The organism is Pantoea sp. X-Soil-ISGK-285, from assembly GCF_059730815.1.
The window spans coordinates 2,365,151-2,390,427 of record NZ_AP035938.1 but is presented as its reverse complement, the minus strand read 5'-3'; the positions used below and the strand labels follow the sequence as shown (position 1 = coordinate 2,390,427).

Sequence of the window (25,277 nt, the reverse complement as noted above, 5' to 3'; positions counted from 1 at the left end):
GTCTGCTCACCGCACACCTTTACCCCTGAACCGTGACCGCTGCTGCGCTGGCAACGGCACGCGCAATCGCCTGATCGGTGCTGTCACCGCTTGCCAGTGCCACGCCCAGACGACGCTGACCGCTGATTTCCGGCTTGCCGAACAGACGCAGTTGCAGACCGGCACCCAGCGCCTCTTCGACATTCACAAACTGCACATTCTGGCTGGTCAGTTGCGGCAGAATAACGGCGGACGCTGACGGACCATACTGGCGAATCGCGCCAATCGGCAGACCGAGAAACGCCCGCACGTGCAGCGCAAACTCTGACAGATCCTGCGAGATCAGCGTCACCATGCCGGTGTCGTGTGGACGCGGCGAAACTTCGCTGAATATCACCTCATCACCGCAGACAAACAGCTCAACGCCAAACAAACCATAGCCTCCCAGCGCCTTAACCACCTGCGCGGCAACCTCCTGCGCCCGCTGCAGCGCCACATCACTCATCTGCTGCGGCTGCCAGGATTCACGATAATCGCCATCCTCCTGACGGTGACCAATCGGCGCACAGAAATGAATGCCATCGACTGCGCTGATGGTGAGCAGGGTGATCTCGAAATCGAAGTCGACAACGCCTTCGACGATGACGCGTCCGGCACCCGCGCGGCCACCCTGTTGCGCATAGTCCCAGGCGTTATCGAGCTGGCTGGCGTCGCGGATAAAGCTCTGACCTTTGCCGGATGAACTCATTACCGGCTTCACAATGCAGGGAAAGCCGATTTCGGTAGCCGCTTCATCAAAGCGCGCCTTGCTGTCGGCAAAGCGATAGCGGGAGGTCGGCAGAGAGAGCTCTTCAGCCGCCAGTCGACGAATGCCTTCGCGGTTCATGGTCAGCCGCGCGGCACGGGCAGTCGGCACCACGCGCTGGCCTTGCTGCTCCAGCTCAACCAGGGTCTCCGTGGCGATGGCTTCGATTTCCGGTACGACAAAATCAGGCTTCTCTTCAGCGATTAGCGCTGCCAGCGCCGCGCCATCCAGCATGTTAATCACATGGCTGCGATGGGCGACGTGCATCGCCGGGGCATCGGCGTAACGATCAACCGCGATCACTTCCACACCCAGACGCTGACACTCCAGCGCCACCTCTTTACCCAGTTCACCTGAACCCAATAGCATCACACGCGTTGCTGCCGGACGCAGCGCTGTTCCGAGAGTCGTCATTTCTTCACCTAAGCAGTCAAAATTCGCGCGCAAGTATAAACGAAAACGTTTGCGTTCTCATCTTTCGTCCATCTGGCACGACCTTTTGCCTTACTTTTCCCGCTCTGACGTTTCCTGACATCCTTTTCGTCAGGATAGCGGACTGACATCTTAAAAGGAGTGGATGATGAATAACTGGTTGCAACAAATTCAGTCGGTACTGACGAAGAAGGGCGGTGAGGGCAAATCGGGCGGCGGCTTAAGCGACATGCTGGCGCCGGGTGCGCTGGGCGGCCTGGCCGGTATGCTGATTGCCAATAAATCGTCGCGCAAACTGCTGACTAAATATGGCGGCAAGGCGCTGATTATCGGCGGTGGTGCGGCTGCGGGCGCGGTGCTATGGAACAAATACAAGCAGCGGGTCAGCGAAGCACACCAGAATGAACCTGACTTTGGCGTGGCGCAAACGCCGGTTAACCTGCGGGCCGAACGTCTGGTGACGGCGCTGGTGTTTGCCGCCAAAAGCGACGGGCACATTGACGATCAGGAACGGGCAGCGATTGAGCAGAATATTCATCAGTCTGGCTACGGTCAGGAAGCTGAACAGCTGATCCAGAAAGCGATGAACCGCCCGCTGGATCCGCAGTGGCTGGCCGCCGATGTGAAAAACGAGGAGGAGGCGCTGGAGCTCTACTTCCTGAGCTGTGCCGCCATCGACGTTGATCACTTCATGGAGCGCAGTTATCTCTCCGCGCTGGGCGACGCGCTGAAAATCCCCCAGGATGTTCGCGACGGTATCCAGCAGGATCTTGAGGCTGAGAAAGCCCGTTTACCCGCCAGTTAATCCCTCTGATATTCCGCTGGTGGGTCACAGGATGTGATCCGCCAGCGGCTGCTTCTCAACCTATACCTGGCTTCCCGCTGCTGAAGTGTTACGCTTACAGATCATTACGTTCACGGAGACGGATGGATGAAAGCACCCATCGCAAAAAAAATACCCCATGAGATGACGCTGCACGGCGAGACGCGCGTTGACGACTACTACTGGCTGCGCGACGACAAGCGCGAAAACAGCGAGGTCCTTGATTACCTGCGTGCCGAAAACAACTACGGCAAAAAAATCATGTCGTCACAGCAGCCACTGCAGGACCGGGTATTAAAAGAGATTATCGATCGGCTGCCGCCTGAAGATCACTCAGTGCCCTATGTGAAAAATGGCTACCGTTATCAGAGCCGTTATCAGAGCGGTAACGAATACCCGGCCTATTACCGCCAGCCCGCCGCGAGCGATGAGTCTGGCGAGTGGAGCCTGCTGCTGGATGCCAACCAGCGCGCCTCGCACAGTGATTTCTATACCATGGGCGCGCTGCATATCAGTCCGGATAACCGGGTCATGGCGCTGGCTGAAGATTTCCTGTCTCGCCGGCAATATGGCATCCGCTTCCGTAACCTGAAGAGTGGCAGCTGGTACCCTGAAGTGCTGAGCAACGCCTCTTCCAGCTTCGCGTGGGGTAATGATTCGCGCACCCTCTACTATGTGCGAAAACACCCGCAGACGCTGCTTTCTTATCAGGTGTGGCGACACGAACTGGGTACGCCGCAGTTCGACGATCAGCTGGTCTATGAAGAGCAGGATGACACATATCATCTCAGCGTACATAAGACCACCTCCAAGCAGTTCATCATGATTGCGCTCTACAGCACCAACACCAGCGAAATTCAGCTGATTGATGCGAACTTCCCCGATGCGCAGCCGCATGTGTTTCTGCCGCGCCGCCGCGATCATGAGTACAGCATCGACCACTACGATCATCAGTTCTTCATTCGATCCAACCGGGAAGGCGAGAACTTCGGGCTGTACCGCAGCCGCTATCTGGACGAGTCACGCTGGGAAACCCTGATCCCGGCACGGGAACAGGTGGTGATGGAAGATTTTCAGCTGTTTCAGGACTGGCTGGTGGTCGAGGAGCGCCAGCGCGGCTTAACCAGCCTGCGGCAGATCAACTGGGCCAGCGGTGAAACCAGCGGCATCGCCTTCGACGACCCGACCTATGTGACCTGGCTGGCCTACAATCCGACGCCGCGCACCAGCAAACTGCGCTACGGCTATTCATCGATGACCACGCCGACCACGCTGTTTGAACTGGATATGGATACCGGCGAACGCCGCATCCTCAAGCAGAGCGCGGTGAAAGGCTTTAACGCGGAAGATTACAAAAGCGAGCACCACTGGATCAAAGTCAGCGATGGCACCGAAGTGCCGGTATCGCTGGTCTATCAGCGCAAACACTATCAGCCCGGTCAGAATCCGATGCTGGTGTATGGCTACGGTGCCTACGGCAGCAGTATGGATGCCGATTTCAGCGTCAGCCGCCTGAGCCTGCTGGATCGCGGCTTTGTCTATGCGCTGATACAGGTGCGCGGCGGCGGTGAGCTGGGGCAGCAATGGTATGACGGCGGTCGCCTGCTGAACAAAATGAACAGCTTCACCGATTTTATCGATGTCACTAACGCGCTGGTGGCGCGTGGCATCGGACACCCGGAACGACTCTATGCCATGGGCGGCAGCGCGGGTGGCTTGCTCATGGGCGGAGTAATTAACCTGGCACCGCAGCGGTTCCACGGCGTGGTTGCCCAGGTGCCGTTTGTGGATGTGGTCACCACGATGCTGGATGAGTCGATTCCGCTGACCACCGGCGAGTATGACGAGTGGGGCAACCCCAACGATCCGGAGTACTATCGCTATATCCGCCAGTACAGCCCTTATGACAACATCGAGGCGAAAGCCTATCCCCACCTGCTGGTCACCACCGGCCTGCATGATTCGCAGGTGCAGTACTGGGAACCAGCCAAGTGGGTGGCGAAGCTGAGATCGATGAAAACCGACAATAACCTGCTGCTGCTCTGCACCGACATGGATGCGGGTCACGGCGGCAAGTCGGGGCGCTACAAAGCCTATGAAGGGATCGCGATGGAATACACCTTCCTGCTGGGACTGGCGCAGGGCACCTTACCGCCAGCCCAGGATTACTGAGATTCGGTCAGGTACTTACGCAGCGCCTGCCGCAATGGCGGGCGCAGATCGCTGACGTTATCCAGCATCCACTTCAGATAGCCCGGATCCTTGCGCGCAACGACCGCGATCGCCTGGCCGCGGTATTTGCCAAAGGGCAGAACGTCGTCGCGCTGGGCTGCCGGTTGTGACCGCACAATCATCTCGGAGGCACTCCAGCCGGAGGTCTCCATAATACGAATCAGCAGCGCCGCCGTAACATAGCAATCATAGAGCGCGCGGTGGGCATGCAGGTCGGCGGGCGGCGTGACATCCAGCTTCAGCGAATGACGCAGTGCCTGATTGCCATATTTAATGCCCGGCCAGAGCTGACGCGCCAGCTGCATGGTGCAGATCCACTCTCCGTACATTTCCGGCAGCATCCGGCGATCAAAACTGGCGTTATGCGCCACGTAAAAAGCACTGCCGTGATAGCGTGGGATCGCCTCTTCAATGGTCGGCTTACCGGCGACCATCGCTTCGGTGATGCGATGCACGGCCATCGCCTGACGGCTGATAGGGCGGTCGGGCAGGGTGAGATCGCTCATCGGATTCACAATCTGGCCGTTGACCACATCCACGGACGCCACTTCGACCACGCCACCCTGCAGACCGCAGGTTTCGGTATCAATAACGCGAAATATCATTGCTTCATCTTCGGTTCATAAGGAAGGCGCGACAGGCTGAGCGACGCCTGGCGGTAGTGCATCAGACGCTGACGAAACCAGTCACGCAGCGCTTCGGGCTGCTCCTGCGCCACCATTTCGGCGACGATCGGCATGTTATAGCGCTCTTTAAACGCCACACCCGCTGCCGCCAAATCGACATTAATTTTGTCTTTCTCTTCCTGGGACAGCAGGGCAAGGTTATGGCTCATAATATTCTCCTGACGATAGCGGGCAAAAGTAATGTTTTCGGCGGTCTGAATCAAGGATAAAGGATCGCATCGCTGGCCTCGACAGTGCAAATACAGCAGCGTATCCTTTTGCCACGTTTATCGCCCTGGCGGCGGTTAAAAGGATGATCTTATGCATAAAAAACTGATTTCCCGCATGGTTATTGCGCTGGCGGCAGCCGGACTGATGACATTCAGTTCGCTGGCAGCGGCGCATGCGCATCTCCAGTCTTCTATCCCGGCGGCCAAAGCGCAGGTAATGACATCCACCGATGCGCTGACGCTGAACTTCAGTGAAGATATTGAAGCGGCATTCAGCGGCGTCACGCTGCTGGATAGTGCACAGAAGCCCGTCGCCACCGCTAAAGCCCGCGTTGAATCTGGCCAGAAAAACCGGCTGATTGTGGGCCTGTCTCAGCCGCTGCAAGCGGGCAGCTATCAGGTTAACTGGCATGTGCTGTCGGTGGATGGACATAAAACCGCAGGAAGCTATCGCTTTAGCGTGAAGTAACTCCGGTGACCACCCTCTGGATCCTGTTGCGCGCGCTGCATTTTGCCGCCGTGATGCTGCTGACCGGCAGCGCCTGTTACAGTGCGCTGCTGGCACCCGGACGCTATCGACCCCTGCTGGCGCGACGATTAAACCCGCTGGTGAAAGGGAGCGCCTGGCTGGCGCTGCTGAGTGCGCTGGCGATGCTGGCCTGCCAGAATGTGTTGATGAGCGGCGACAGCGCCAATCTGGCCGATGTCGATATCTGGCTGGCGGTGATTGGCACGCACTTCGGTGGCGTGTGGCTGTGGGAAATCCTGTTTAGCCTGCTGGCCGTTGCCGGGTTGCTACTGACCGGGCGGCTGCGTCAGCAGGTGTTACTGCTGGCGGGCGTGCTGCAACTGGCCTGCATGGCTCTGATTGGTCATGCCGCGATGCGCGATGGCTGGCCGGGATTGTTTCAGCAGCTCAATCATGCACTGCATCTGATTGCCGCGGCGTTCTGGACGGGCGGATTAGTGCCTCTGTTGCTGTTGATGCGGGAGGCGCGCCAGATCGATCGCCGCACCGACGCTATCCGCACCATGATGCGCTTTTCGCGCTATGGTCATCTGGCGGTGGCGTTAACGCTGCTGAGCGGCCTGATAAACAGCGTGATGATCGCGGGCTGGCCGCTGACGTGGCACGATTCACGCTACATTGTATTGTTGCTGTTTAAAGTGCTGCTGGTTGCCCTGATGGTGCTGGTGGCGCTGATTAACCGATACTGGCTGGTGCCGCGATTCCGCCTGGTTGGCAGCGGGACGCAGCAAAAATTTATTCGCATGACGCAGCTTGAACTGCTGCTGGCGTGTGGAGTGGTTGGGCTGGTCAGCGTATTTGCCACGCTGTCGCCAGCCTGAATGTGGTTTAAGAGAGAAAAGGGTAGTTATGTTGCTGAAGAAAGTGATCCCCGCAATCCTGTTGTTATCCGTATGCGGCCAGGCGCTGGCGGCACAAATCATTACCGTCAGCCGCTTTGAGATCGGTAAAGAGAAGTGGCCGTTTAACCGTGAAGAGGTGATGCTGACCTGTGAGAAAGATGGTGCGATGTTTGCCATCAACCCGAGCACGCTGATGACATACCCCCTGAACGATATCGCCGACACACTGTTCAAAAACAAACAGGTGAAAGCGCAGCCGATCAGCGTGATTCAGGTTGAAGATAAAGCGCATCCGGGCCAGATGATGAGTCTGCAGCCGATTGTTGAGCGCACCCAGGCGCTGTGCGGTAAATAAACCTGTCGGGTGCAGCACCGCGCTGCGCCCAACCCCTCTTTTTTGCCGTTGCGATCACAAACTGATCCGGTTTATGGTCCTGCGCCTCCCGTTTGCTGGCAATTCCACCGTGCTGTTCTAATGTTAAATGGCAAGGCGACATCGCCTTCATAAATGCCAACTTTTAGCGCACGGCTCCTTGAGAGCCATTTCCCTGGACCGAATATAGGAATCGTATTCGGTCTTTTTTTGGTTGGCATTTAAAAACAACATCTTAGATTAAAATCAAAGAGTTAAATGCCACCCTGTTGCCTTCTGTTCTACTCTGCTGGACTCTGTGCCGCCACTTTGTCGCCATTTTTCTTCGCCATCAACGCCAGCGGATTGCAGTGAATTGCATCCTCAAGGTGGTCAGGCGCGAAGTGCGCATAACGCATCGTCACCCTGATATCGGAATGCCCGAGAATACGCTGCAGCACAATGATATTTCCACCGGCCATCATAAAGTGACTGGCAAAGCTATGGCGTAGTACATGGCTCATCTGGCCTTCGGGTAATTCAATACCGGCCAGGCGAATGACCCGATAAAACTGGCGATAGCACTCTGCAAAAAAACGGCCCTCTTTGTCTTTTAATTCGTTATACAGGGCGTTGTCTATGGGTACCGAGCGGTTCTTTTTGCCTTTAGTATTGATGAAGGTGATTTTGTTTGGAGACAATTGTGAGGCTTTAAGATTCGCGGCTTCACTCCAACGGCATCCGGTTGAAAGGCATATTTTAATAATCAGCGTCAGATCAGGGTTATCGTGAACTTTGCAGGCAGCAAACAGCTTTTGTATCTGGGCTTCAGTCAACCATGCCATTTCTTTCTCTGGCTGATCAAACTCGCGTATATTTTTAAGTGGGTTGGGGTAGCTGATTTCGCCAAGCCGTTCCAGCTCATTGAAAAGAGCGCGAAGGAATGCATGTTCACAGTTAATGGTACCCGGTGAGACCTTTAAAGATTTATCACTGGTTTTGTATCCGTTTTGTATGAGGCCTTGTAAACGCCGCTCCCGATAATGTGCCCAATCCTTTGAAGTGATAGAGGCAGCAACGGGGTTTCCCATGCCATTGCAAATAATATTGAGTTTGCCGAGTCGGCCTTTTCTGTCACTTAGCGAGCAACCGTGCAGTTTGTACCATAGCTCGATAAGCTCGCTAAGCTTGCGGTTATCCTCTTTCTCAGCCAGCCAGGGTTTAGCCTTCATTTCGTCCTGAGTGTATTGCTCAAAGGCAATGGCTTCGGCACGGGTCCTGAACTGTCTTCTCACTCGTTTACCATCCCTTCCATTGAGATAGCACTCGCAGAGCCACTTACCTGTATTTAATTTCCTTATTGCCATGCAGCCCCCTTGATAAAAGGGGATTAAATTACTGTATATAAAAACAGTATTCAATGTTTGATTATGGATTTTCAAACATGAAAAAGCCCGCTTAGCGGGCTAAATTAATGCAGAAGGGAAGGTTGCTGTTGGTTGGTGTAGAGTGGCACCTTATTGATTTGCCCAGGCGAGACAATCATTCCAGTCACGGTCTCGTGCGTTTTGAATGTGCAGCTGCAATTAATATTCTGGCACTGGTGATAACGTTCTTTTGTTTCTTTTGAAACATAGCGGCTGCTTTTTGCGTGGGCTGCTGTCTGGCATAAAGGGCAGTGCATCATGATTAATATCCTCAAAAAGGGCAGGGGAGAGCCACTTAGTTTGAATATGCAAATTACAATTTGCAAATTACACCCGAATTAAGCTGTTTCCGTTTCACCCTCTGTTTCTGACTGATATTCAATATCTGAAAGCAGCACTTCAAACTCAAGCGTGGTTGTGTATCCGCTGCCGCTCAGACTATGCGTCACCTTACTGATAATCCACGGCTGTGCATCGATCACCGATTTAAAGCCGCTCACCCTGACCGGTGTTTCCGGGTACAGGTCGGCGCGGCCCATTGCGAGCGTGAGCGAGAACTCAGCGACGCCGCGCTGCAGCTTATCCCATTTCGCTTTAGCCGCCCGCATCGCTGCCGCTTTCGATGCATACACGGTCGTCAGCGTGAATATGTTGTCTTCCGTGCCTGCCAGATAATCACCCTCTCTGGCCTCCGGCGTTTTAACCGTAGCCGCCTTTTTCTTTTTAGCCTCCGGGTGCTCCAGCGCGCGCAGGTGCTTTTCTTTCGGCTTGCGCTTTACCTTAACTTTCTTAGGCTTAGGGTCTTTGGTATGCAGCCAGCTCGCCGAGACGCCGGTGTATGCGCCACGGTCGGCAATGCTGAAGCTGTGCCGGTCGCCATCCTGCCGCGTGATCGTCATCTGCGGAATTGGCTTGCCGCTGGCGGTGACTCCATTACCGGGCTTTATAAACAGAAGCCGCCCGGCCTTCACTGCAGCAACCGCGCCGTACAGCGTGGCGAGCCGCGTCAGAAATTTGGCGTCAGTCTCCTGCGTCTGGTCGATGTGAGCCACGGCAATTCCGGCGAATCCATCGGCTAGCATGGGCTTTAAGTTATTGCGTCCGGCAATCTGCGTCACGACTTCCCCCAGGGTTGTGTCGTGATAGGACACCTCCCGGCGGGAATTGAGTGAGCCACGGAAATCAGCACTGCGGGCGCGAATGGTCATGATGTCCGGCGCGCCGTGGTGCTCAACCTCATCAACGGTGAAATTACCTTTACCGAAAAGCGTCTGGCCTTTCCAGCCGAGAAACAGCGTTATCACTGCGCCGCGCACCGGCATAGCCAGCTGCCCGTCGGCGTCGTCCAGCTCAATATCCAGCTGGTCAGCCTCAAAGCCGCGATTATCGGTCAGCGTCATCGAGATAAGGCGATCCCGGATATTGGTTGTGACGTCTTTGGAGTTAACCTTGAGCATGAAATCCGGCGTCAGCTGCGCCCCGGCCTGCACCGGCAGGCTGCTTATCCCGATCATCCGAGCAGCTCCCCTGCAGTTGAAATCAGGCTACCTGCCGCCGACTTCACGCCGTCAATTGCTGACGTGAGCTGCCCTGGCAGATTGCTTGAGCCGCTGATAAGCCCGTCAGCCTGTTTCTTCAGATCGCCAAACATAGAGGTAAGCGACTCATCCACGCGCTTAAGGCTCAGGGTAAACATGATTTTGCTGGCCGTTCCGTTGGGGTAGAACTCGCTGAAGGTGTTAGAAATACTCTCGATCACGTACATGCCGTAAATCATGCCACTGCCGCCAATCAGCGGCCATGCCATCCCCTCGTCGGCCATCAGGCGGACGGTCATCAGCGACACCGAGCCGCCTGTGATTTCCGGGCGCAGCTCACCGGAAAGCGTAATTTTTTCATCGCCCGGACCGATAAACTGCGCCGACGGACGCTGCCCGAACCGGCTGTTAGTGGGCCAGCGGTAATCGATATTCTGCTGCATATCCCCGTAAGGCAGGGTCTGCCGCATAAACGGCATCATGCCGTAAATCATCATCATCGGTTAATCCTCCCAGCCCATTTTGCTGCGGTTCTGTGCCTGGCGGTTGCGCTGCTCTTTAGCCTGGTGCTGCGCCATCAGCGCCATTGCGTCGTCTTTGGTCATACCCTCATGCATGTTGATTTCATACTGATAAGTATTCTGGCTGCGGTCGGTGAATCCGCCCCCGGCTGACGGGGCTGAAACCGGGCGGTAAGGTGCGCCACCATAGGCGATGTTGTATTGCAGCCCGCCGGTATCTGCGCCCGCGCCACCGGTTGCTACCGGATCCGGGGACGGGACTTTGTCTTTGAGGCTATCGGATTTCGTGTCGATAATGCCGAGCTTATCCAGCACCCAGTTGATGCCGCCCATAAGCTGATCGAGCGCGTGGCTCGGGATTTTCAGCGCCTCGGCCAGCATGTTGCCGAACTTCTTACCCATGTCTCCGGCGGCGGCAAGTTCGGTCTGCGTGGATTTCACCGGCTCCAGCAGTTTGCCGAACCAGTCCCACAGCTCTTTGACCTTGCCACCTACCCACTCAAAAACCGGCTTCAGCGAACCGAAGGAATCACTGATCGGCCCCATCGCTGCGGTAAACCCTTCGGCCATGCCTGCTATAAAGGCGCTGATAGGCTCCCAGTATTTGCGCACCAGTAGCGCCCCGGCCACGATTGCCGCCGCGACGGCCACCGCCGGCAGCGTAATAGCGCTGAGCGCGGCCGCAATAGCTCCGCCCGCGATGCTGAATGCCGTGCCGAGAAAGCCCGCCCCGGCAATCAGGGTATTCACGCCCGCAATCACCGGCCAGGCTACCAGCCCGATGACCGGTTTTTATCGTGGCGTGATAGCGCGCCGGGGCGGTCAGCGTGTAGAACTCGCCTATAAAGCCCATTTCATTGCAGATGTTTTCAAAGCCACGAATGCGGGTCATCAGCTCGCAGCGGCGGATCGCCGGGTTAGCCACGCTGCCGTCGTATTTCTCAATCAGGCTGATGCGATTGCCTTCTTCGTCTTCCAGCTCCATTCCCTTTAAAAACTCACGGGTACGGCGCTTCTGCTCACGCCACTCAGAAACAGTCATGCTGCTGGCATAGGGGGTATGCTTTTTGCTGACGTTAGCCAGTGCGATTTGGAGATGTTCACGCCATGATGCGGCGACGCGACGCAGCCGGCCTTTCCACCATTTTTCCGTCTGCATACGCAGGATTGCCGGAGTAACTTCCTCCGGGTCAAAAAGGCGCGACGTTACCTTTTCCCACAGTGGAGGCGTCTGGCTTATCTCGCGGGTGATGGTGGCGGCGGTCATGTAAATGCGGTGCGTGTATTTGTAATCTGATTCGTCACTGGCCTGCGCGTGTGCCTGTACCAGCTCGGCCAGGATGAAATTAGCAACATCCCCGGCAAGCAGATCAACGTCGGCGCGAGCCATATCCGGCAGGCGGTTAAAGCGGCGCATTAGGTTGTAAAGCTGACCACCTGCTACAGCCGTATTGTCACGCTCAGTTGCGTTACCGCCGAGTAACTTTAATGTGCTCCCCTTCATTACGCCTACACGATATTGAGCGTTAACGGTTTCAACGCGTGGCAATGTGCTCTCAACAAATGTTTTGGTTAAGTACGCATTGGCGCGGGCTGTTCCCTGTGTCTTTTCCAGATCACTAACGCGGCGTTTAACGTCGAGCTGAATCACAGTCGGCTGCTTTTCAAGTAGCTCCTGCGCACGCACTAAAGCCGCAATCGTCTGACTGCGGCTTTGCATTTCCTCATAGGTGGGGTACGGGCTGGCGATGGCTTCCCGTGGAGCATTCCACGGGTAAGCAAATTCCTCATGCATCAGGAATTACCCTGCCGGTGTTTATTGCGCTGTTCCTCAATTTCCTGGCAGAAAAGGCAGCGAGTTACACCCAGATATGCGCGGCGGCGCTTTTCAGAAATTGGGGTATCACAGTCTTCACAAAATGAGGCGCTTATAGCAGGCGCGCGATTGACGATATTGGCGATATTGCGAGCCAGCATTTCATCGGTGCGCTGCTGCACGATGTCCATTGAGTCAGCCATTATTGCGCCTCCTCAATCTGAGCCTGAATTTTTTCCGCTTCCTGATTAAGTAGCTCGGCTGCTTCGATGTGTGTCATTCCATCACTACGGATCTTCCATGCCAATACATTGAGGCGTGAGGCCATAAGTTCTGCACGAGCAAGACGCTCTTCCTTGCGCGCATCATTCAGCATCATATCGAGTTCAATATATGAAGCAGGTTTACTGGTACCAGGTAATTTATTCAGCATCTAATTTTCCTTTCTTCAGGCAAAGCGAATCCCGGCGGGTCTACGCCAATTAATTGCTTTGGATTATTTAGTTCGTAATAGTCATTCGTTTGGGGAACAAACTCACAACGGCTTTCAGGTGGTTCATTGCGCGAATCAACGCGTTTCTTTCATCAGTAGTGAGATCAGTAAAATCGGCTGAGTGCCGGTCTTTACCTATGTGCGCCAGGAAAAAGATAGCGCTTAACGCTCGTTTGTTATCCTGATAATTGCTGTCAGTAACATCGCGCATTTCAGCAATAAAACGGGCTACATCTTTTTCGCAATTTCCGCCCATCAGTTGAGCCCGAAGTAGAGCAACATGATTCAGCGCGGCAACACGTTGACCGGCTGTCAGTTCAACCAACATGGAATCGCCTTCGATAGCCATGATTTGTTCCTCTTAGGTAATGCTTGTGCTTTTACTTCTGAAGCTGACGGCGTTGCCGGATTCCAGCGCTTACCGTTTTCTCCCATGATCCAGCCGTGTCCGTATGACATGGATGGGCTTTGGCGTGTGAGTCTTGCTGCCAATGAGATCATGATTACACCTCAACTCATACCGAATGATGCACCGATGCCGCTGATAGCATCGACAGTTGAGGACAAGGCCGGATTAGCCTGAATACGCGCCTGTACAGCCATTGCGGCCAGTGTTAAGCAGCGAATACCGCTATTAACGTTTTGCAGAAGGCCACGTTTACAGTTGGCTGTCATAGGCTCTTTAGAGGTTGCGCCTGCTGCTAATTGGCCCACTTCTGCAGTAGCTTTCATGACATACAGGGGAAATTTTTCATCAGCGACTTCGTTTACCGGCACACAGGGGAGGCACTGGATTTGCGCCAGCAAGCCATCAACTAACGTTGCATCCTCAGTGACATCGGTAAGAGCTAAAACCTCTAAGACGGTAAGCTGATGCGGCTGGTCTGGATTCAGCTTATTACGCAGAGTTTGCGCACGCATTCCGGACTGCTTCGCGACGTCTTCCATGTTGTGAACTAACGCGAATTTGCGACATGCATCGTCGTAATGGGTATGGGTAGAAACCTTGAAATCAAACATGCTCAGATCCTTCTTAACTTGCAAAATCAAGTTAGGGTTTGATGTAGCGGCATTTGATTGCCTGCTGGCGGTTCTTTTCACGCCATGCAGCAACATTGATAAGCGGATTGCCATGTTTCGTCATGGTGGTTTCTACTACTTCGCCTGTCTTACGATTAGTGCGGTTCTGCGTGTAGGTGAAAGATGGGGTAGGGGCGAGCAGAACAACCCCGTTAGCAATCCATTTCTCTAGCACTGACAGGCTAATGCGGTTGGCTGCAGCAAAGTCCTGCTTAGACATTGTTGGGGATGTTGCCAGCGTGACAGCTTTGTTTACAGCGTCGTTTACTGCTTCGCTGATAGCTGGCATCAAAATCGCTGCGACATTGGCAATAAAATCTTGAGATTGCACTAAGTCAAATGCGATTTGACTGTTTGCATTTTCAGTGTGCATAAAGCAGTATCTCCAGTTAGTAAGTATGTTCTATGGTGTTACATGTGGTGTGTTAACACTCTAGATCCGTTTTTCTTATCTGTAAACAAGAAAATCAAATTCAGGGTGTGCAATGCGTATCGAAAAGGCTGTTGGTGCGGATGTTTTGGAGCGGATGCTTTCAGCTTACGGGTTTAGCATGCAGAAAGAGCTGGCGGAGCATCTTGGTATTGCTAAAAGCAACGTTGCTGGCTGGATGCAGCGGGGGCAAGTGCCTGGCAATGCGATAGTGCAATGCGCATTAGACACTGGTGCTGAAATTAGTTGGTTAGTTACCGGTGAGCTTGAAAAAGCAAGCTCAGCAGTGAAAGCTGAAAACCTCAAGGGTAAAGCACTTTACGAAGAAGTTATATCTAATGGCGGAAAAGCGGTGCTTCGTAGGATTCTAGATGCCTATGGATTTACGATGCAGAAACAGCTTTGCGAATTGCTTGATATCTCTTCTGGCACAGTAAGCACTTGGATAAGACGCAATTATTTCCCCGGCGACGTAGTTGTGGCCTGTGCGCTAGATACAGGAGTGAGTTTAAAGTGGCTTGCTACTGGCAAGGGAAGTGATAAGCGCGAAACTACTCCTGAAAATCAATCAGAATCAATACCTAAAAAAAATCTAAACTCAGGAATTCTTGAGGACGATGGATCTTGGTATGTAGATTTTTCATTTTTGAGTCAGCAACCGACCACGCCTATATTTATCAACAGTAATCATGCTGCTTGGATAGTAGATACCGGAATTCGTAGCGTTAGCAATGGCCGATGGTTACTAGCGATTGACGGTAAATATGATATTTATGATGTCGTAATTTTGCCGGGTAAAAAAATTAATGTTACTAAAAGCAACTCGAGTTTCGCATGTTCTGTGGATGAAGTCGAACCTGCAGGGAAAGTTATTGCAACGCTTGAGTTAGACAATTAATTAATTGCAATATTATTCATTTTTATGAGAAGGATTTTATTATGTATGCTTTAGCTCCATACTTTATTCGTTGTTTCAATCCTCATTCAGAAAGTGCCAACCCTGAAAATAGATACGATTTCATTGATCGAATTGGTCAATATGATATGTATGATTTATTGGTGAGGTTCATAGATGAACATAAAACCTTTAAGAAAGTGGAAGAGAAACAGCAGACTTATAAATTCTTAAATATTAAGTCAGACGCTGAAAAAAGAATCATAAGTGGCTGGATGTGTGTGGGGGATTATGGGTTTAAAAACGACATTATTAACACTGTTGATAGCCAGGTTGCTTTTGAAAAAGAAACTATACATGCAGATGTCAGAAACTATTACTTTAATTTTTATCTTCCTAAGGAATCTAGGAAGGGTATTGCCCTAATGTATACGTTCAAAAGTGACGGTGTTAAATCTCTATTCTTATCTGAATTTTCGACTTACTTTAGAAATGCAACTACTAAAAACGTACAAATGCAGATTCTTTCGTACGAAAAGGCTATGGTCAGATGGTTAGAAGCTGATATGAAAGAAATAAAAGTATTTGGTTTCAGACCACCTCAAAATATAGAAGATCAAATTGCCGAGTTAGGTGATATCGAACATGAATATGTTATAAAAGCAAAAAGAAACAAGACGTTAGGTAAGCTCGGTGCGTTTATGCGAAGAAATACCGACGAATATAATTTGATCGGGCTATTGGAAGAGCAAGCAAGTCATGTCAAAGCTACCGTAACTATGAATGGAAGTAAAAAAACCTTTGTTGTCGGTCATAATGGGAAGCAGGCATTTTGCCAAATTGAGATAGACCTCGAAGAAGTAGACATTGTCGCAGGTAATCCTGACTTTGATTCGATTGATAAATGGTCGCGTGGTATAATGTCTGACATAATACGGACGATTAATTTGTAGGAGATTTGTTTATGAGCGGAAAGATAAATATTGCATGTATCATCGAAGCACATTTCAAGTCTTTAAAAGGAGTGCAGGATAATAAGATATCAAAGATGGATGTTTTGACATTCATTATTCTTCCTGTGGGAGTTGCATTGTTATGTGCATATTTTTCTTTTAACTTAAATAAAGACTTAGATTCATTATTAGTTAATTTTGGAGCCATTTTTACAGCGCTCCTGCTATCAGTTATAGTATTAATTTATGATCAAGAAAATCGAATATTAGAAAAAATTGCGTCTCATCCAAATCAGATCGGGGCACCGACTTACGCAAAGCTGAAATTGTTGAAAGAACTTTATCATAATATTTCATATGCCATCTTGTGCTCCCTGATGCTTGTTGTTACCACATTCATTCACTCCATCCTTCCACAAACTCCAAGTTTTACAAGCATTGACATTCCTGGTATTACTGCCACCTTGAAATTGTCTTGGGCAACCACACTTGTTACACCTCTAATTGTAGTCGTCACAATAAACATTATTCTAACAATTGTCATGATAGTTAAAAGATTGTATCTCATCCTGATCAACAACAATCCGTGCCATTAAATCCAATGTAGCCAATCTATCGCCAATGCAATACTTAAGGTGTTGATTAATATGATATTTAATAGTATTCGGTCTTTTTTTGCTTTATGATTTATAAAGATTTTATGTGATTGTTACGAAAAATCCCGAAATCACAATATTCAATCTATGCCATCACATATTCCTGATCGCTTGAATCACGATTGTTTTTTCTTCATAGAAAAGTTTTTTATGGTCGAATGGCCTTTACAAAAAACCTCTTCGCTTCTCACATCAAATAGTCGACTTTCAGCGCGTCTCATCTCATGAAAATTCGGCAGGTCTGGCCCAATCTTAATACCTCTCATTTCGCGCGCTTCGACTAATACTCTCATTAATGCATCTGGGGCGTTACGTTGGATCAGGTCTTCATGGTAAGTATGGCGTTATTGATATCGATAACGCAGAAACAGTGACGTTAATCATTCATCTGATGTCCATTGATTGAAGGTATGTTAGGGGACACAGCTCGTGCCGAGGGATTCACGTATTTATAGTTCTCTGACGGACGGATGGGTAAATTTCGGAGAGTGATCGTTTTATCTTAGTGTGGCACTATAATACAGCCATTATCATGAACGAGGGATTGAGAATGATATCAGGAACAGCAGCAAAACAGGAGCCTGGACGTTACTACACATTTGAGTCGAGATTGCCTCAGGGCGTTTTTTTTGAGATTCGCCCCAGCCATTTGCCAGGAAATGCAAAGCCCGTAACAGATGAAACCAGCGGTATGTGTATCGGTTACTCGGTCGCACAGGCTCCGGGTTTGTGGCAGATTTATGATGTTCAGGGGCATTTTCTTCACCTTGAAGAAGCACCGCTTGAAACACCGCTAATTGATCCAACTGATATTGCATTATTGGCGTTAGGTGTTTTTCGTATTCTTCGTACCGGACGGGTACTATTTGAAGCTGGCTCACGTGCGGCAATCTCAGCAAAAATTAGTCAGGGTACGGTATCTATTTTGCGTGGGCGGCTGAAATTCGGGCTACATGCGCGCAAACTTAAAATGACGCAAACAGCCGCAAGCCATATGTACGAACCCGCTCGATATGTTCCTTTGCAAATTCAGGAAAGGGCTATTCGTTATGGCAAGCGAATGCCAGATCCTCGTGAAGGTAAGGGAATGTTCCGATACGAAACGGAAATTTATAAGCTGCGCTTCGATAAGCAGCTTCAAGAGTATGTCTATCAGAAGTACAAATTTGAGGTGATTGTCAGAGAATCGGACTGGACAATATCTCATTTTCAATATTTTCATTAATTAACAGGAACATTTCCATGTTTGATATCAGGAGTGAAGAATTTACTTTCGCAATCGCACCTTTTGAACGCATAGTGGATAACGAAGCCGATCCTGTTAACCATCACTGGGATTGGATACAGTCTTGGATAGAATTCTCTGTAAGCGGCCTGAAGGTGGCATTTAAGACTGAGTTCACTGTTGGAGAGTTGAAAATGTTGAAAAAAGAATTTTCAGCTTTTCATCAGGCGATAATTGCTCAGAAAAAGTTAAAGTCGTTTAAATATCAGAGCGATATTCATCAGCTTGATATGATACTGACAAATGAAAATACTATTGATAGCGTAACTATTGATTTTATCCTTCGACCGGAGCCTCATGCCGACAGCGTTCAGGTTAAAGGCAGCTTTGGCCTTGATGAAAGCTATTTCCCCGACATTCTGAAGAGGCTGGATGAAATGATTCAATGGCAGAATTAAACATTTAGCCATTGAAAAGTTTTAACTGAAAGCTTTGGGCATAAAATGGGTCTTTATTCAGGTTTTTCCGTCCATGCAATATTCGATGCGGCAGTATCAGCACCTGTACTGCCAAACAGGGGGAAATTGCTGACGCTCTTTATGAGATTATGAATAAATGAAGCGTGCTATTTTATGGCTGATTCAGTCATTTTTATATTTAGTTCCTGCTGCAGTTATTGTGGCTGGCGTGTATATCTTCATCTGCTTTGTTCCGCAGTATGCAGCACTTCTTAGTTTTGCATGGGTTATCGTAGTTTCTTATGTGTATATTAAATTTAACCGATGGTATTGATAAAATCCTGACATATTAGTGAGCTTAAAATTTGAGTGGAAAAGCGAACGCAAAATAACCCTACTAGCTTAAGGTGCCCGGTCTGCATCCCAAAAACCCACTCCACTCTGCAAAAGCAGAAACAACCCTGCCAGCCTCGCACCCAAAGCTTACCTGTCATCTTGTCATCACCGCGGTTTGGCTTATCCTTAAAGCTTCAATCAAAAGGAGCATCGTTTATGAAAGCGGCAATTGCTAACAGTGAACACAAGGTTGAAGTGGTTGAGAAGACGCTGCGTCCTCTCAAAACGGGCGAAGCACGGCTCAGGATGGAATGCTGTGGCGTATGCCATACCGATCTGCATGTGAAGAACGGGGATTTCGGTGATAAAACCGGCGTGACGCTGGGTCATGAAGGTATCGGTATTGTTGAGGAAGTCGCGCCAGATGTGACCTCACTTAAGCCAGGCGATCGTGCCAGCGTGGCATGGTTCTTTAAGGGCTGCGGGCACTGCCAATACTGCAACTCCGGTAACGAAACGCTCTGCAGAGAGGTCGTTAATGCCGGTTATACCGTCGATGGCGGTATGGCTGAAGAGTGTATCGTCGTTGCAGACTATTCGGTCAAAGTCCCCGACGGGCTTGATCCTTACGCCGCCAGTAGTGTCACCTGCGCCGGTGTCACCACCTATAAAGCGGTGAAAGTGTCCGAGGTAAAACCGGGTCAGTGGCTGGCGATTTACGGTCTTGGCGGGCTGGGAAACCTCGCTCTGCAATATGCGAAAAACGTCTTTAACGCCAAAGTGATCGCGGTTGATGTGAGTGATGGGCAACTGGCACTGGCGAAAGAGATGGGCGCCGACCTGGTCGTAAACTCGGCCAGCGAAGATGCGGCTCGCTTTATTCAGGAGCAAACCGGTGGGGCGCATGCGGCTGTGGTAACGGCGGTTGCCAAAGCAGCGTTTAACTCTGCTGTCGATGCGGTCAGGGCCGGTGGTCGGGTGGTGGCTGTCGGACTGCCGCCGGAAGCGATGAGCCTGAATATTCCGCGTCTGGTGCTCGATGGCATTCAGGTGGTGGGATCGCTGGTCGGGACGCGTAACGATCTGGCGGAAGCTTTCCAGTTTGCGGCAGAAGGGAAGGTGGTGCCGAAGGTGACCAAAAGGAAGATTGGTGAGGTCAATGCCATCTTCGATGAGATGATTCAGGGCAAGATCCGCGGCAGGATGGTAATCGACTTTAGCGGTCAGTCTGCTGAATAATCCGTGCTGATAATCGCAGAAGCCCGCGCCGTGCGGGCTTTTTTATGCCTGTAAGGCCAGTTCCCTCCCTCTGAATGCGTAAGAGCACATTCCGTTAAAGCATTAATAAGCGCGGCTTTATGTTTCATGATGTGATTTTCACTTGAACTTTACCGGTAACATTATAGTTTATGGGGTGAAGTCTGATTACACACATCTGAAGGAGGGTTATTTATGGCTAAGCATCACTTACTCAAATCCATTGAAATTGCAGCGATTGTGCTGTTTGTCCTGATACTGGCGTATCTGGCGGTTACCGGTCTGCTGTCATCAACTGGCGTTGATCACGCCTGGCCGTATCCCAGTAAGTAATTGAGTGCCGCACCAGGGAAATTATAAATAATATAAATAGATAACTGATCCTGATACAGGACATAAAAAACCCCGCAATCGCGAGGTTAATCAGAGTCTACACAAGGCTCACCGAAAGCAGAGTCAGCTCTTCGGTTTCGAGCGACAGGCTTTTTTTGGTTTCGAACATAAATGCTTCCAGCGCCTCCTCGACATCGTCGCCCTCGATAAAGGCGTGAGTCGTGACATGATTTTCACCTTTGGGCTTAATCACGTAAGAAACAAACCACTTCTTCTTTTGCATATTGCTTATCCTCTTCTGAATAGGTAAATGCCGCGCACCGGCAATACTGAGTTTTTCCGCCAGGGAATCAGCTGAACATAACTGGTTCTGTCCGACAAAGACTAATCAAGCGGGGTCGGATGCAGCAGGTCGATTACGTCATCAATTTCATTGCTGGCCGCATGGCGATCAAGGGCAACCGCATAGTAGCGTCCCTTGCAGTAGTGCTTTGTTACCGCCACCCGATGGCCGGTATCGCTGTCAGCTTCACCGCCGGTCAGGGTCTGCAGGTGGGGCGGGATAACCAGCTCACTTTCGAGTTGTTCTGCTTCAATGATCACTGCGCCACCGTCGGTGGATAGCAGCAGATGCTGAATGCTCATGTTCTCTCCTCTGAGTCAGATTGCTAACCGGCAAAGTGTAGTTCACCTCAGCGGGTGTGCTGGCGACGGGCTTAATCAATGCCTGAGCAGGCTCGTTATCACAGCCAATTGCGCTTTTCCTGGCAAAAAAAAAGCCCCGAAGTCGGGGGCTTTTAAGAAAGGGATGGCCTGCGTTAAAAACTCAGCTGGTCTGATCGGCCAGCTTCGGCTTCAGCACGCGCTTACCAATCTGAATGCCGGGCTTCTCAACATACTTATAGAGTAAAGAGGCCAGCGCATAGGTCACCGGGATGGCAGAGACGCAGACAATCAGGAAACGCATCATGTCGCTCTTAAACTCGATGTCGGTGTGATTGAGCAGCAGTGCGATCAGCGGGATTACAATCAGCAGATGCAGCAGGTAGACCGAAAACGACACGTCGCCCAGCCAGGTGCTGAGACGGTTGTTCAGCAGCTTACGCGGCAGAGCAATCAGCGTTGCCATCAGGCTGCCCTGCGGGTATTGCCACAGAATCGCCGTCATACCGACGATCATCAGCGCTTCCATAATCACCTGCAGCTTAATCGCACCCAGGCCCATCGCCACGCTGGCGACCGGGCCGAGCAGCGCAAAGGCAACGTAGAGCAGGGATTTACGGCGGATCGCCTCGGCCAGCAGCATGCCCGACAGGAACATATTCAGCTTTATCAGGATCATTGAAGGCATCTCAAACGCCTCATAATAATCTGCCAGCACATACCGGCCAGCGCAGCAGAGCGCCATGATGCCAATCAGCGATGCGGCATAACCAAAGCGCAGCGTCACCAACATGATGAACGGGAACAGCAGATAGAACTGCATCTCCAGTCCGATGCTCCAGTCAGGCAGCACAGTATTAAAACCATATTCGGGCAGCAGGCCGAACAGGAAACTGAAGTGGGTCAGGATGTTTGCCAGCGACTGGTCGTTGTAACGCGACGACTCTGTGGCGGTGCCGGAATAGAAATGAGCAATGGTGTCACGCATCTCGCCAAACCACGGGCCATAAATCAGGGCGATGATTAACAGCAGATAGTAGAGCGGGGCGATGCGGAAGAAGCGCCGGATCCAGAACTTCTTGATGGTCTCTGTGCTCTGCCACGGCTCTTTCTGCTGACGCTCGACGTAGTTTTTCGCCATCAGATAACCCGATAACAGAATAAACAGATCGACCCCGATGCCAGGGGATGAAATAAGCGTGATATGGCAATGAACCAGTAAGCTGATATGGCCAACTAATACCCAGAGAGAAGCGATGCCGCGTAATCCCTCCAGCTCCGTAGACCAACCTCGTGTTGCAGACATAACTATTCCTCGTTTTTATCCGACCTTCGGCGCTCACTAAGCCTCAAGGCAACAGATATGTAAACGGGCCTTTACAAAAGTAAGAAGATTCCGAGCACAGGTAAGTGGGGGAAATCAACCCAAACAGGGTGGGAAAGCACAGGAAGTTAAGGGCGTGCAGTGGCAAACCCTTAATCAATATCACTGATTGAAATGGTGGATCAGGCCAGTTTTAACAGGATCATACCGGCCAGCAACAGGGTCAGGCCGGCCCAGCCTTTGCGGTTCAGCCGCTGGCCAAACAACACCCATCCGGCCGCGACAGTGGCGATAATCCCAAAACCGCCCCAGACCGCATAGGCGATCGAGAGATCGATACCTTTGACCGCCTGAGCGAGTGCGCTGAACGCGAGCAGGACACAGCAAAGTGAAAGCAGACCGTAAAGCGGTTTCTTAAACCCATCAGAATATTTAAGGAATATGTTGGCGGCAATCTCCAGCACGATAGCCAGCGCCAGCCAGGACGCATGAACAAGATCAGCGATGAGCATGATTAATCTCCGCTGATGATTGGGTGCCGGTTTTGATCAATACAATTCCGACGATCAGCGTCACCAGACCACAAATTTTCAGCGCTGACAGCGTTTCACCAAACAGCTGCACGCTGAATAACGTAATCAGCATGATGCCGATACCTTCCCACAGCGCATAAGCCACGCCCAGGGCGATACGTTTAATGGCGAAACTCAGCAGAATATAAGAACAGGCAATCATGCCCAGCATCATCAGGTAGCCGGAATGGCTGCCATTGAGGCTGGACCATTTCATAAAAAGGGTACCAATAATTTCAGTAACAATAGCGAGTGATAATAAAACCCAGGCGCGCATGGGTGCTCTCCAGCAACGATAAATGACGACCTGCAACAACGCACAACGTGCGGGCAGACTCAGAACAGTTCGAAGTGGTGAGGGGACTACAGGGCGTTACGCCAGTGCTGATCGGCGGCGTTCCAGCCAGAAAGGCAAGAGGGGGAATGCAGGGGGTTTGACATGAACATTCTGCTCATAAAATTTACAACACATCCACATTGTTGCTTCTCATCAGTGGACGGATAGTGCCTCCGGTTAAATAGACGCTGGATTTATAGCATTCTGCACATCACCAAATCAACAGCAGATGCTGCTTTGTTTGATGTCTGTTAAGGTTTGATGGTTTGAGAATGATGAAGTGTGGAAAAGGATGTGTGGTAAACCGTAATAAAAAAAATAGCCGGGCAATAAAAGTGCCCGGCTATTATTAAGTGACGCTGTCACGTATTATTCAGCGCGCTGCGGAACCGTGCGAACGGGCGCATCACCCGCGACATAGTAAGCGGCGGTGCTGCGTGGCAACGGATCGCGTCCACGAATCTTATCGGCAATTTTCTCGCCAATCATGATAGTGGTGGCGTTCAGGTTACCGGTGATGATCAGCGGCATAATCGACGCATCCACAACGCGTAAGCCTTCCAGTCCATGCACACGACCTTCGCCATCAACGACGGACATCGGGTCGTTACCCATCTTACAGGTGCCGCACGGGTGATAGGCGGTTTCGCCGTGGTTACGCACGAACTCATCCAGTTGCTCATCTGTCTGGCAATCCAGTCCCGGACTGATTTCACGGCCACGGTACTTATCCAGCGCCGGCTGATTGATGATCTGGCGCGTGATGCGAATTGCATCGCGGAACTCATGCCAGTCCTGCTCATGCGACATGTAGTTGAACAGAATGGCCGGATGACGACGCGGATCGCGTGACTTCAGGCGTACATGACCGCGGCTTGGAGAACGCATCGAGCCAACGTGACACTGGAAGCCGTGGGCATCAACCGCGTTGGAACCGTTGTAGTTAATCGCCACCGGCAGGAAGTGATACTGAATGTTCGGCCAGCTGAACTCTTCGCGGCTGCGGATAAAGCCACCCGCTTCAAACTGGTTGCTGGCGCCAATACCGGTGCCGTTAAACATCCACTCCGCACCAATTTTCGGCTGATTCCACCACTTCAGAGCCGGATAGATTGAGACCGGTTCTTTACACTCATACTGAAGATACATCTCCAGATGGTCCTGCAGGTTTTCACCCACGCCCGGCAGGTCGTGAACCAGCGGGATGTCGAACTGCTTCAGCAGCTCAGGAGAACCCACGCCAGAACGCTGCAGGATCTGCGGCGAGGCGATAGCGCCGGCACACAGCAGCACTTCACGGCGTGCGGTCACTTTATTGATGGTGTTGCTGTCGCCCTGCAGATACTCCACGCCGACCGCACGCTTGCCATCGAAGATGATGCGATCGGTGGTGGCATGCGTGATGATCTTCAGGTTGGCGCGGCCTTTGGCCATATCGAGATAGCCACGCGCGGTGCTGGAGCGACGACCATTTGGTGTGACGGTACGATCCATCGGACCGAAACCTTCCTGCTGATAGCCATTAAGGTCGTCAGTGCGCGGATAACCTGCCTGCACGCCCGCCTCAATCATCGCTTCAAACAGCACGTTATTGCCCGCTTTAGGCGTCGCAACACACACCGGGCCGTCGCCGCCGTGGAAATCGTTCGGGCCGATATCGCGGGTTTCCGCTTTACGGTAGTAGGGCAGGCAGTCCAGATAGCTCCAGTTCTCCAGCCCAGGTTCGCTGGCCCAGTTATCGAGATCCATCGCGTTGCCGCGGATATAACACATGCCGTTAATAAGTGATGAACCGCCCAGACCTTTGCCGCGACCACACTCCATGCGGCGATTGTTCATGTAAGGCTCTGGCTCGGTTTCATAAGCCCAGTTATAGCGTTTGCCCTGTAACGGGAAGGCGAGGGCCGCAGGCATCTGAGTGCGAAAATCAAAGCGGTAATCCGGGCCGCCCGCTTCCAGCAACAGGACGCTCACGTTGCTCTCTTCGGTCAGACGGGTAGCCAGAACGTTTCCTGCGGATCCGGCTCCAATAATAATGTAATCAAATTCCATTCATCGTTCCTCAGGTTAAGTG

Annotated in this window: 32 protein-coding genes and 1 pseudogene; 12 read left to right on the top strand and 21 right to left on the bottom strand. The window is 51.5% G+C overall.

Annotated elements, in window-relative coordinates:
• Window positions 1-19: 19 nt before the first annotated feature.
• Window positions 20-1,198 carry a formate-dependent phosphoribosylglycinamide formyltransferase gene (gene purT, locus AC6I8B_RS11460; protein ID WP_157352383.1) on the bottom strand — a complete coding sequence of 393 codons (1,179 nt, stop codon included), beginning with the start codon at window positions 1,196-1,198 and terminating at the stop codon, window positions 20-22.
• 166 nt (window positions 1,199-1,364) lie between these two features.
• Between purT and AC6I8B_RS11455 the strand changes: the two genes are divergently transcribed.
• Window positions 1,365-2,021, top strand: a complete 657-nt coding sequence (locus AC6I8B_RS11455) for a tellurite resistance TerB family protein (protein ID WP_157352905.1) — start codon at window positions 1,365-1,367, stop codon at window positions 2,019-2,021.
• Between the two features lie 126 nt (window positions 2,022-2,147).
• Complete coding sequence (locus AC6I8B_RS11450) at window positions 2,148-4,211, top strand: prolyl oligopeptidase family serine peptidase (protein ID WP_157352381.1); 2,064 nt, start codon at window positions 2,148-2,150, stop codon at window positions 4,209-4,211.
• Here AC6I8B_RS11450 and exoX read toward each other — a convergent pair.
• Window positions 4,205-4,876 (bottom strand): exodeoxyribonuclease X, encoded by a 672-nt coding sequence (exoX, locus tag AC6I8B_RS11445; protein WP_022625523.1) that lies wholly within the window; start codon window positions 4,874-4,876, stop codon window positions 4,205-4,207. The two genes, AC6I8B_RS11450 and exoX, sit on opposite strands and share 7 nt — an antisense overlap.
• Window positions 4,873-5,106 (bottom strand): DNA polymerase III subunit theta, encoded by a 234-nt coding sequence (locus AC6I8B_RS11440; RefSeq protein WP_010258692.1) that lies wholly within the window; start codon window positions 5,104-5,106, stop codon window positions 4,873-4,875. The genes exoX and AC6I8B_RS11440 overlap by 4 nt, the downstream gene beginning before the upstream one ends.
• A gap of 151 nt (window positions 5,107-5,257) precedes the next feature.
• On the opposite strand from AC6I8B_RS11440, the gene copC reads away from it, so the two are divergent.
• From copC to AC6I8B_RS11425, 3 genes are read left to right on the top strand one after another with little or no spacing between them, the layout of a single operon-like run.
• A complete protein-coding gene (copC, locus tag AC6I8B_RS11435; RefSeq protein ID WP_022625524.1) occupies window positions 5,258-5,635 on the top strand; it encodes a copper homeostasis periplasmic binding protein CopC in 378 nt (125 codons plus the stop codon).
• 5 nt (window positions 5,636-5,640) lie between these two features.
• Window positions 5,641-6,516 (top strand): copper homeostasis membrane protein CopD, encoded by an 876-nt coding sequence (copD, locus tag AC6I8B_RS11430; protein WP_332837843.1) that lies wholly within the window; start codon window positions 5,641-5,643, stop codon window positions 6,514-6,516.
• A gap of 28 nt (window positions 6,517-6,544) precedes the next feature.
• Window positions 6,545-6,892 carry a YebY family protein gene (locus AC6I8B_RS11425; protein WP_010258700.1) on the top strand — a complete coding sequence of 116 codons (348 nt, stop codon included), beginning with the start codon at window positions 6,545-6,547 and terminating at the stop codon, window positions 6,890-6,892.
• Between the two features lie 299 nt (window positions 6,893-7,191).
• On the opposite strand, the gene AC6I8B_RS11420 is transcribed toward AC6I8B_RS11425, so the two are convergent.
• From AC6I8B_RS11420 to AC6I8B_RS11365, 12 genes and pseudogenes are all read right to left on the bottom strand, one after another.
• Window positions 7,192-8,256 (bottom strand): phage integrase, encoded by a 1,065-nt coding sequence (locus tag AC6I8B_RS11420; protein WP_497816318.1) that lies wholly within the window; start codon window positions 8,254-8,256, stop codon window positions 7,192-7,194.
• Window positions 8,257-8,360: 104 nt separating this feature from the next.
• Window positions 8,361-8,576, bottom strand: a complete 216-nt coding sequence (locus AC6I8B_RS11415; RefSeq protein ID WP_187510714.1) for an ogr/Delta-like zinc finger family protein — start codon at window positions 8,574-8,576, stop codon at window positions 8,361-8,363.
• Window positions 8,577-8,654: 78 nt separating this feature from the next.
• Window positions 8,655-9,830, bottom strand: a complete 1,176-nt coding sequence (locus tag AC6I8B_RS11410; protein WP_497816317.1) for a phage late control D family protein — start codon at window positions 9,828-9,830, stop codon at window positions 8,655-8,657.
• Window positions 9,827-10,354 (bottom strand): phage tail protein, encoded by a 528-nt coding sequence (locus AC6I8B_RS11405; RefSeq protein WP_497816316.1) that lies wholly within the window; start codon window positions 10,352-10,354, stop codon window positions 9,827-9,829. Before AC6I8B_RS11405 ends, AC6I8B_RS11410 begins: the two co-directional genes overlap by 4 nt.
• 3 nt (window positions 10,355-10,357) lie before the next feature.
• Window positions 10,358-10,921, bottom strand: a complete 564-nt coding sequence (locus AC6I8B_RS11400) for a hypothetical protein (protein WP_497817438.1) — start codon at window positions 10,919-10,921, stop codon at window positions 10,358-10,360.
• Between the two features lie 232 nt (window positions 10,922-11,153).
• Window positions 11,154-12,170, bottom strand: a pseudogene (locus AC6I8B_RS11395) (replication endonuclease); the annotation flags it as partial.
• On the bottom strand, window positions 12,170-12,394 hold the full coding sequence (locus tag AC6I8B_RS11390) for a TraR/DksA family transcriptional regulator (RefSeq protein ID WP_497816292.1): 225 nt from the start codon (window positions 12,392-12,394) through the stop codon (window positions 12,170-12,172). The gene AC6I8B_RS11390 and the pseudogene AC6I8B_RS11395, both read right to left, overlap by 1 nt.
• Window positions 12,394-12,624 (bottom strand): DUF2732 family protein, encoded by a 231-nt coding sequence (locus AC6I8B_RS11385; RefSeq protein ID WP_497816291.1) that lies wholly within the window; start codon window positions 12,622-12,624, stop codon window positions 12,394-12,396. Before AC6I8B_RS11385 ends, AC6I8B_RS11390 begins: the two co-directional genes overlap by 1 nt.
• A gap of 67 nt (window positions 12,625-12,691) precedes the next feature.
• A complete protein-coding gene (locus AC6I8B_RS11380) occupies window positions 12,692-13,033 on the bottom strand; it encodes a DUF5347 family protein (protein ID WP_425048376.1) in 342 nt (113 codons plus the stop codon).
• Window positions 12,997-13,119 carry a hypothetical protein gene (locus tag AC6I8B_RS11375; protein WP_497816457.1) on the bottom strand — a complete coding sequence of 41 codons (123 nt, stop codon included), beginning with the start codon at window positions 13,117-13,119 and terminating at the stop codon, window positions 12,997-12,999. The genes AC6I8B_RS11380 and AC6I8B_RS11375 overlap by 37 nt, the downstream gene beginning before the upstream one ends.
• Window positions 13,120-13,194: 75 nt before the next feature.
• Window positions 13,195-13,704 (bottom strand): phage regulatory CII family protein, encoded by a 510-nt coding sequence (locus AC6I8B_RS11370; RefSeq protein WP_497816290.1) that lies wholly within the window; start codon window positions 13,702-13,704, stop codon window positions 13,195-13,197.
• Between the two features lie 31 nt (window positions 13,705-13,735).
• Window positions 13,736-14,137, bottom strand: a complete 402-nt coding sequence (locus tag AC6I8B_RS11365; RefSeq protein ID WP_497816289.1) for a hypothetical protein — start codon at window positions 14,135-14,137, stop codon at window positions 13,736-13,738.
• Window positions 14,138-14,249: 112 nt separating this feature from the next.
• On the opposite strand from AC6I8B_RS11365, the gene AC6I8B_RS11360 reads away from it, so the two are divergent.
• The 7 genes from AC6I8B_RS11360 to AC6I8B_RS11330 all read left to right on the top strand — a co-directional run bounded on the left by AC6I8B_RS11360 (window position 14,250) and on the right by AC6I8B_RS11330 (window position 20,307).
• On the top strand, window positions 14,250-15,092 hold the full coding sequence (locus AC6I8B_RS11360; RefSeq protein WP_497816288.1) for a phage repressor protein CI: 843 nt from the start codon (window positions 14,250-14,252) through the stop codon (window positions 15,090-15,092).
• 41 nt (window positions 15,093-15,133) lie between these two features.
• Window positions 15,134-16,042 (top strand): hypothetical protein, encoded by a 909-nt coding sequence (locus tag AC6I8B_RS11355; protein WP_497817437.1) that lies wholly within the window; start codon window positions 15,134-15,136, stop codon window positions 16,040-16,042.
• Window positions 16,043-16,053: 11 nt separating this feature from the next.
• On the top strand, window positions 16,054-16,638 hold the full coding sequence (locus tag AC6I8B_RS11350; protein WP_497816286.1) for a hypothetical protein: 585 nt from the start codon (window positions 16,054-16,056) through the stop codon (window positions 16,636-16,638).
• A 610-nt stretch (window positions 16,639-17,248) separates the two neighbouring features.
• Window positions 17,249-17,923, top strand: coding sequence for a hypothetical protein (locus tag AC6I8B_RS11345; RefSeq protein WP_223563859.1), 675 nt, complete (start codon window positions 17,249-17,251; stop codon window positions 17,921-17,923).
• A gap of 17 nt (window positions 17,924-17,940) precedes the next feature.
• Window positions 17,941-18,381, top strand: a complete 441-nt coding sequence (locus AC6I8B_RS11340; RefSeq protein ID WP_033787634.1) for a WapI family immunity protein — start codon at window positions 17,941-17,943, stop codon at window positions 18,379-18,381.
• Between the two features lie 552 nt (window positions 18,382-18,933).
• Window positions 18,934-19,956 carry an alcohol dehydrogenase AdhP gene (adhP, locus tag AC6I8B_RS11335; RefSeq protein ID WP_010258714.1) on the top strand — a complete coding sequence of 341 codons (1,023 nt, stop codon included), beginning with the start codon at window positions 18,934-18,936 and terminating at the stop codon, window positions 19,954-19,956.
• Between the two features lie 213 nt (window positions 19,957-20,169).
• Window positions 20,170-20,307, top strand: coding sequence for a hypothetical protein (locus tag AC6I8B_RS11330; protein WP_010258717.1), 138 nt, complete (start codon window positions 20,170-20,172; stop codon window positions 20,305-20,307).
• A gap of 97 nt (window positions 20,308-20,404) precedes the next feature.
• On the opposite strand, the gene AC6I8B_RS11325 is transcribed toward AC6I8B_RS11330, so the two are convergent.
• The 6 genes from AC6I8B_RS11325 to betA all read right to left on the bottom strand — a co-directional run bounded on the left by AC6I8B_RS11325 (window position 20,405) and on the right by betA (window position 25,255).
• Window positions 20,405-20,590 (bottom strand): hypothetical protein, encoded by a 186-nt coding sequence (locus AC6I8B_RS11325; protein ID WP_010258724.1) that lies wholly within the window; start codon window positions 20,588-20,590, stop codon window positions 20,405-20,407.
• A gap of 101 nt (window positions 20,591-20,691) precedes the next feature.
• Window positions 20,692-20,952 carry a hypothetical protein gene (locus AC6I8B_RS11320; RefSeq protein ID WP_122888806.1) on the bottom strand — a complete coding sequence of 87 codons (261 nt, stop codon included), beginning with the start codon at window positions 20,950-20,952 and terminating at the stop codon, window positions 20,692-20,694.
• A 181-nt stretch (window positions 20,953-21,133) separates the two neighbouring features.
• On the bottom strand, window positions 21,134-22,276 hold the full coding sequence (locus AC6I8B_RS11315; protein ID WP_010258734.1) for an acyltransferase family protein: 1,143 nt from the start codon (window positions 22,274-22,276) through the stop codon (window positions 21,134-21,136).
• 200 nt (window positions 22,277-22,476) lie between these two features.
• On the bottom strand, window positions 22,477-22,806 hold the full coding sequence (mdtI, locus tag AC6I8B_RS11310; RefSeq protein WP_010258739.1) for a multidrug/spermidine efflux SMR transporter subunit MdtI: 330 nt from the start codon (window positions 22,804-22,806) through the stop codon (window positions 22,477-22,479).
• Complete coding sequence (gene mdtJ, locus AC6I8B_RS11305) at window positions 22,793-23,143, bottom strand: multidrug/spermidine efflux SMR transporter subunit MdtJ (protein ID WP_061901376.1); 351 nt, start codon at window positions 23,141-23,143, stop codon at window positions 22,793-22,795. The genes mdtI and mdtJ overlap by 14 nt, the downstream gene beginning before the upstream one ends.
• A 429-nt stretch (window positions 23,144-23,572) precedes the next feature.
• Window positions 23,573-25,255, bottom strand: a complete 1,683-nt coding sequence (gene betA / locus AC6I8B_RS11300; protein ID WP_010258743.1) for a choline dehydrogenase — start codon at window positions 25,253-25,255, stop codon at window positions 23,573-23,575.
• Window positions 25,256-25,277 lie beyond the last annotated feature (22 nt).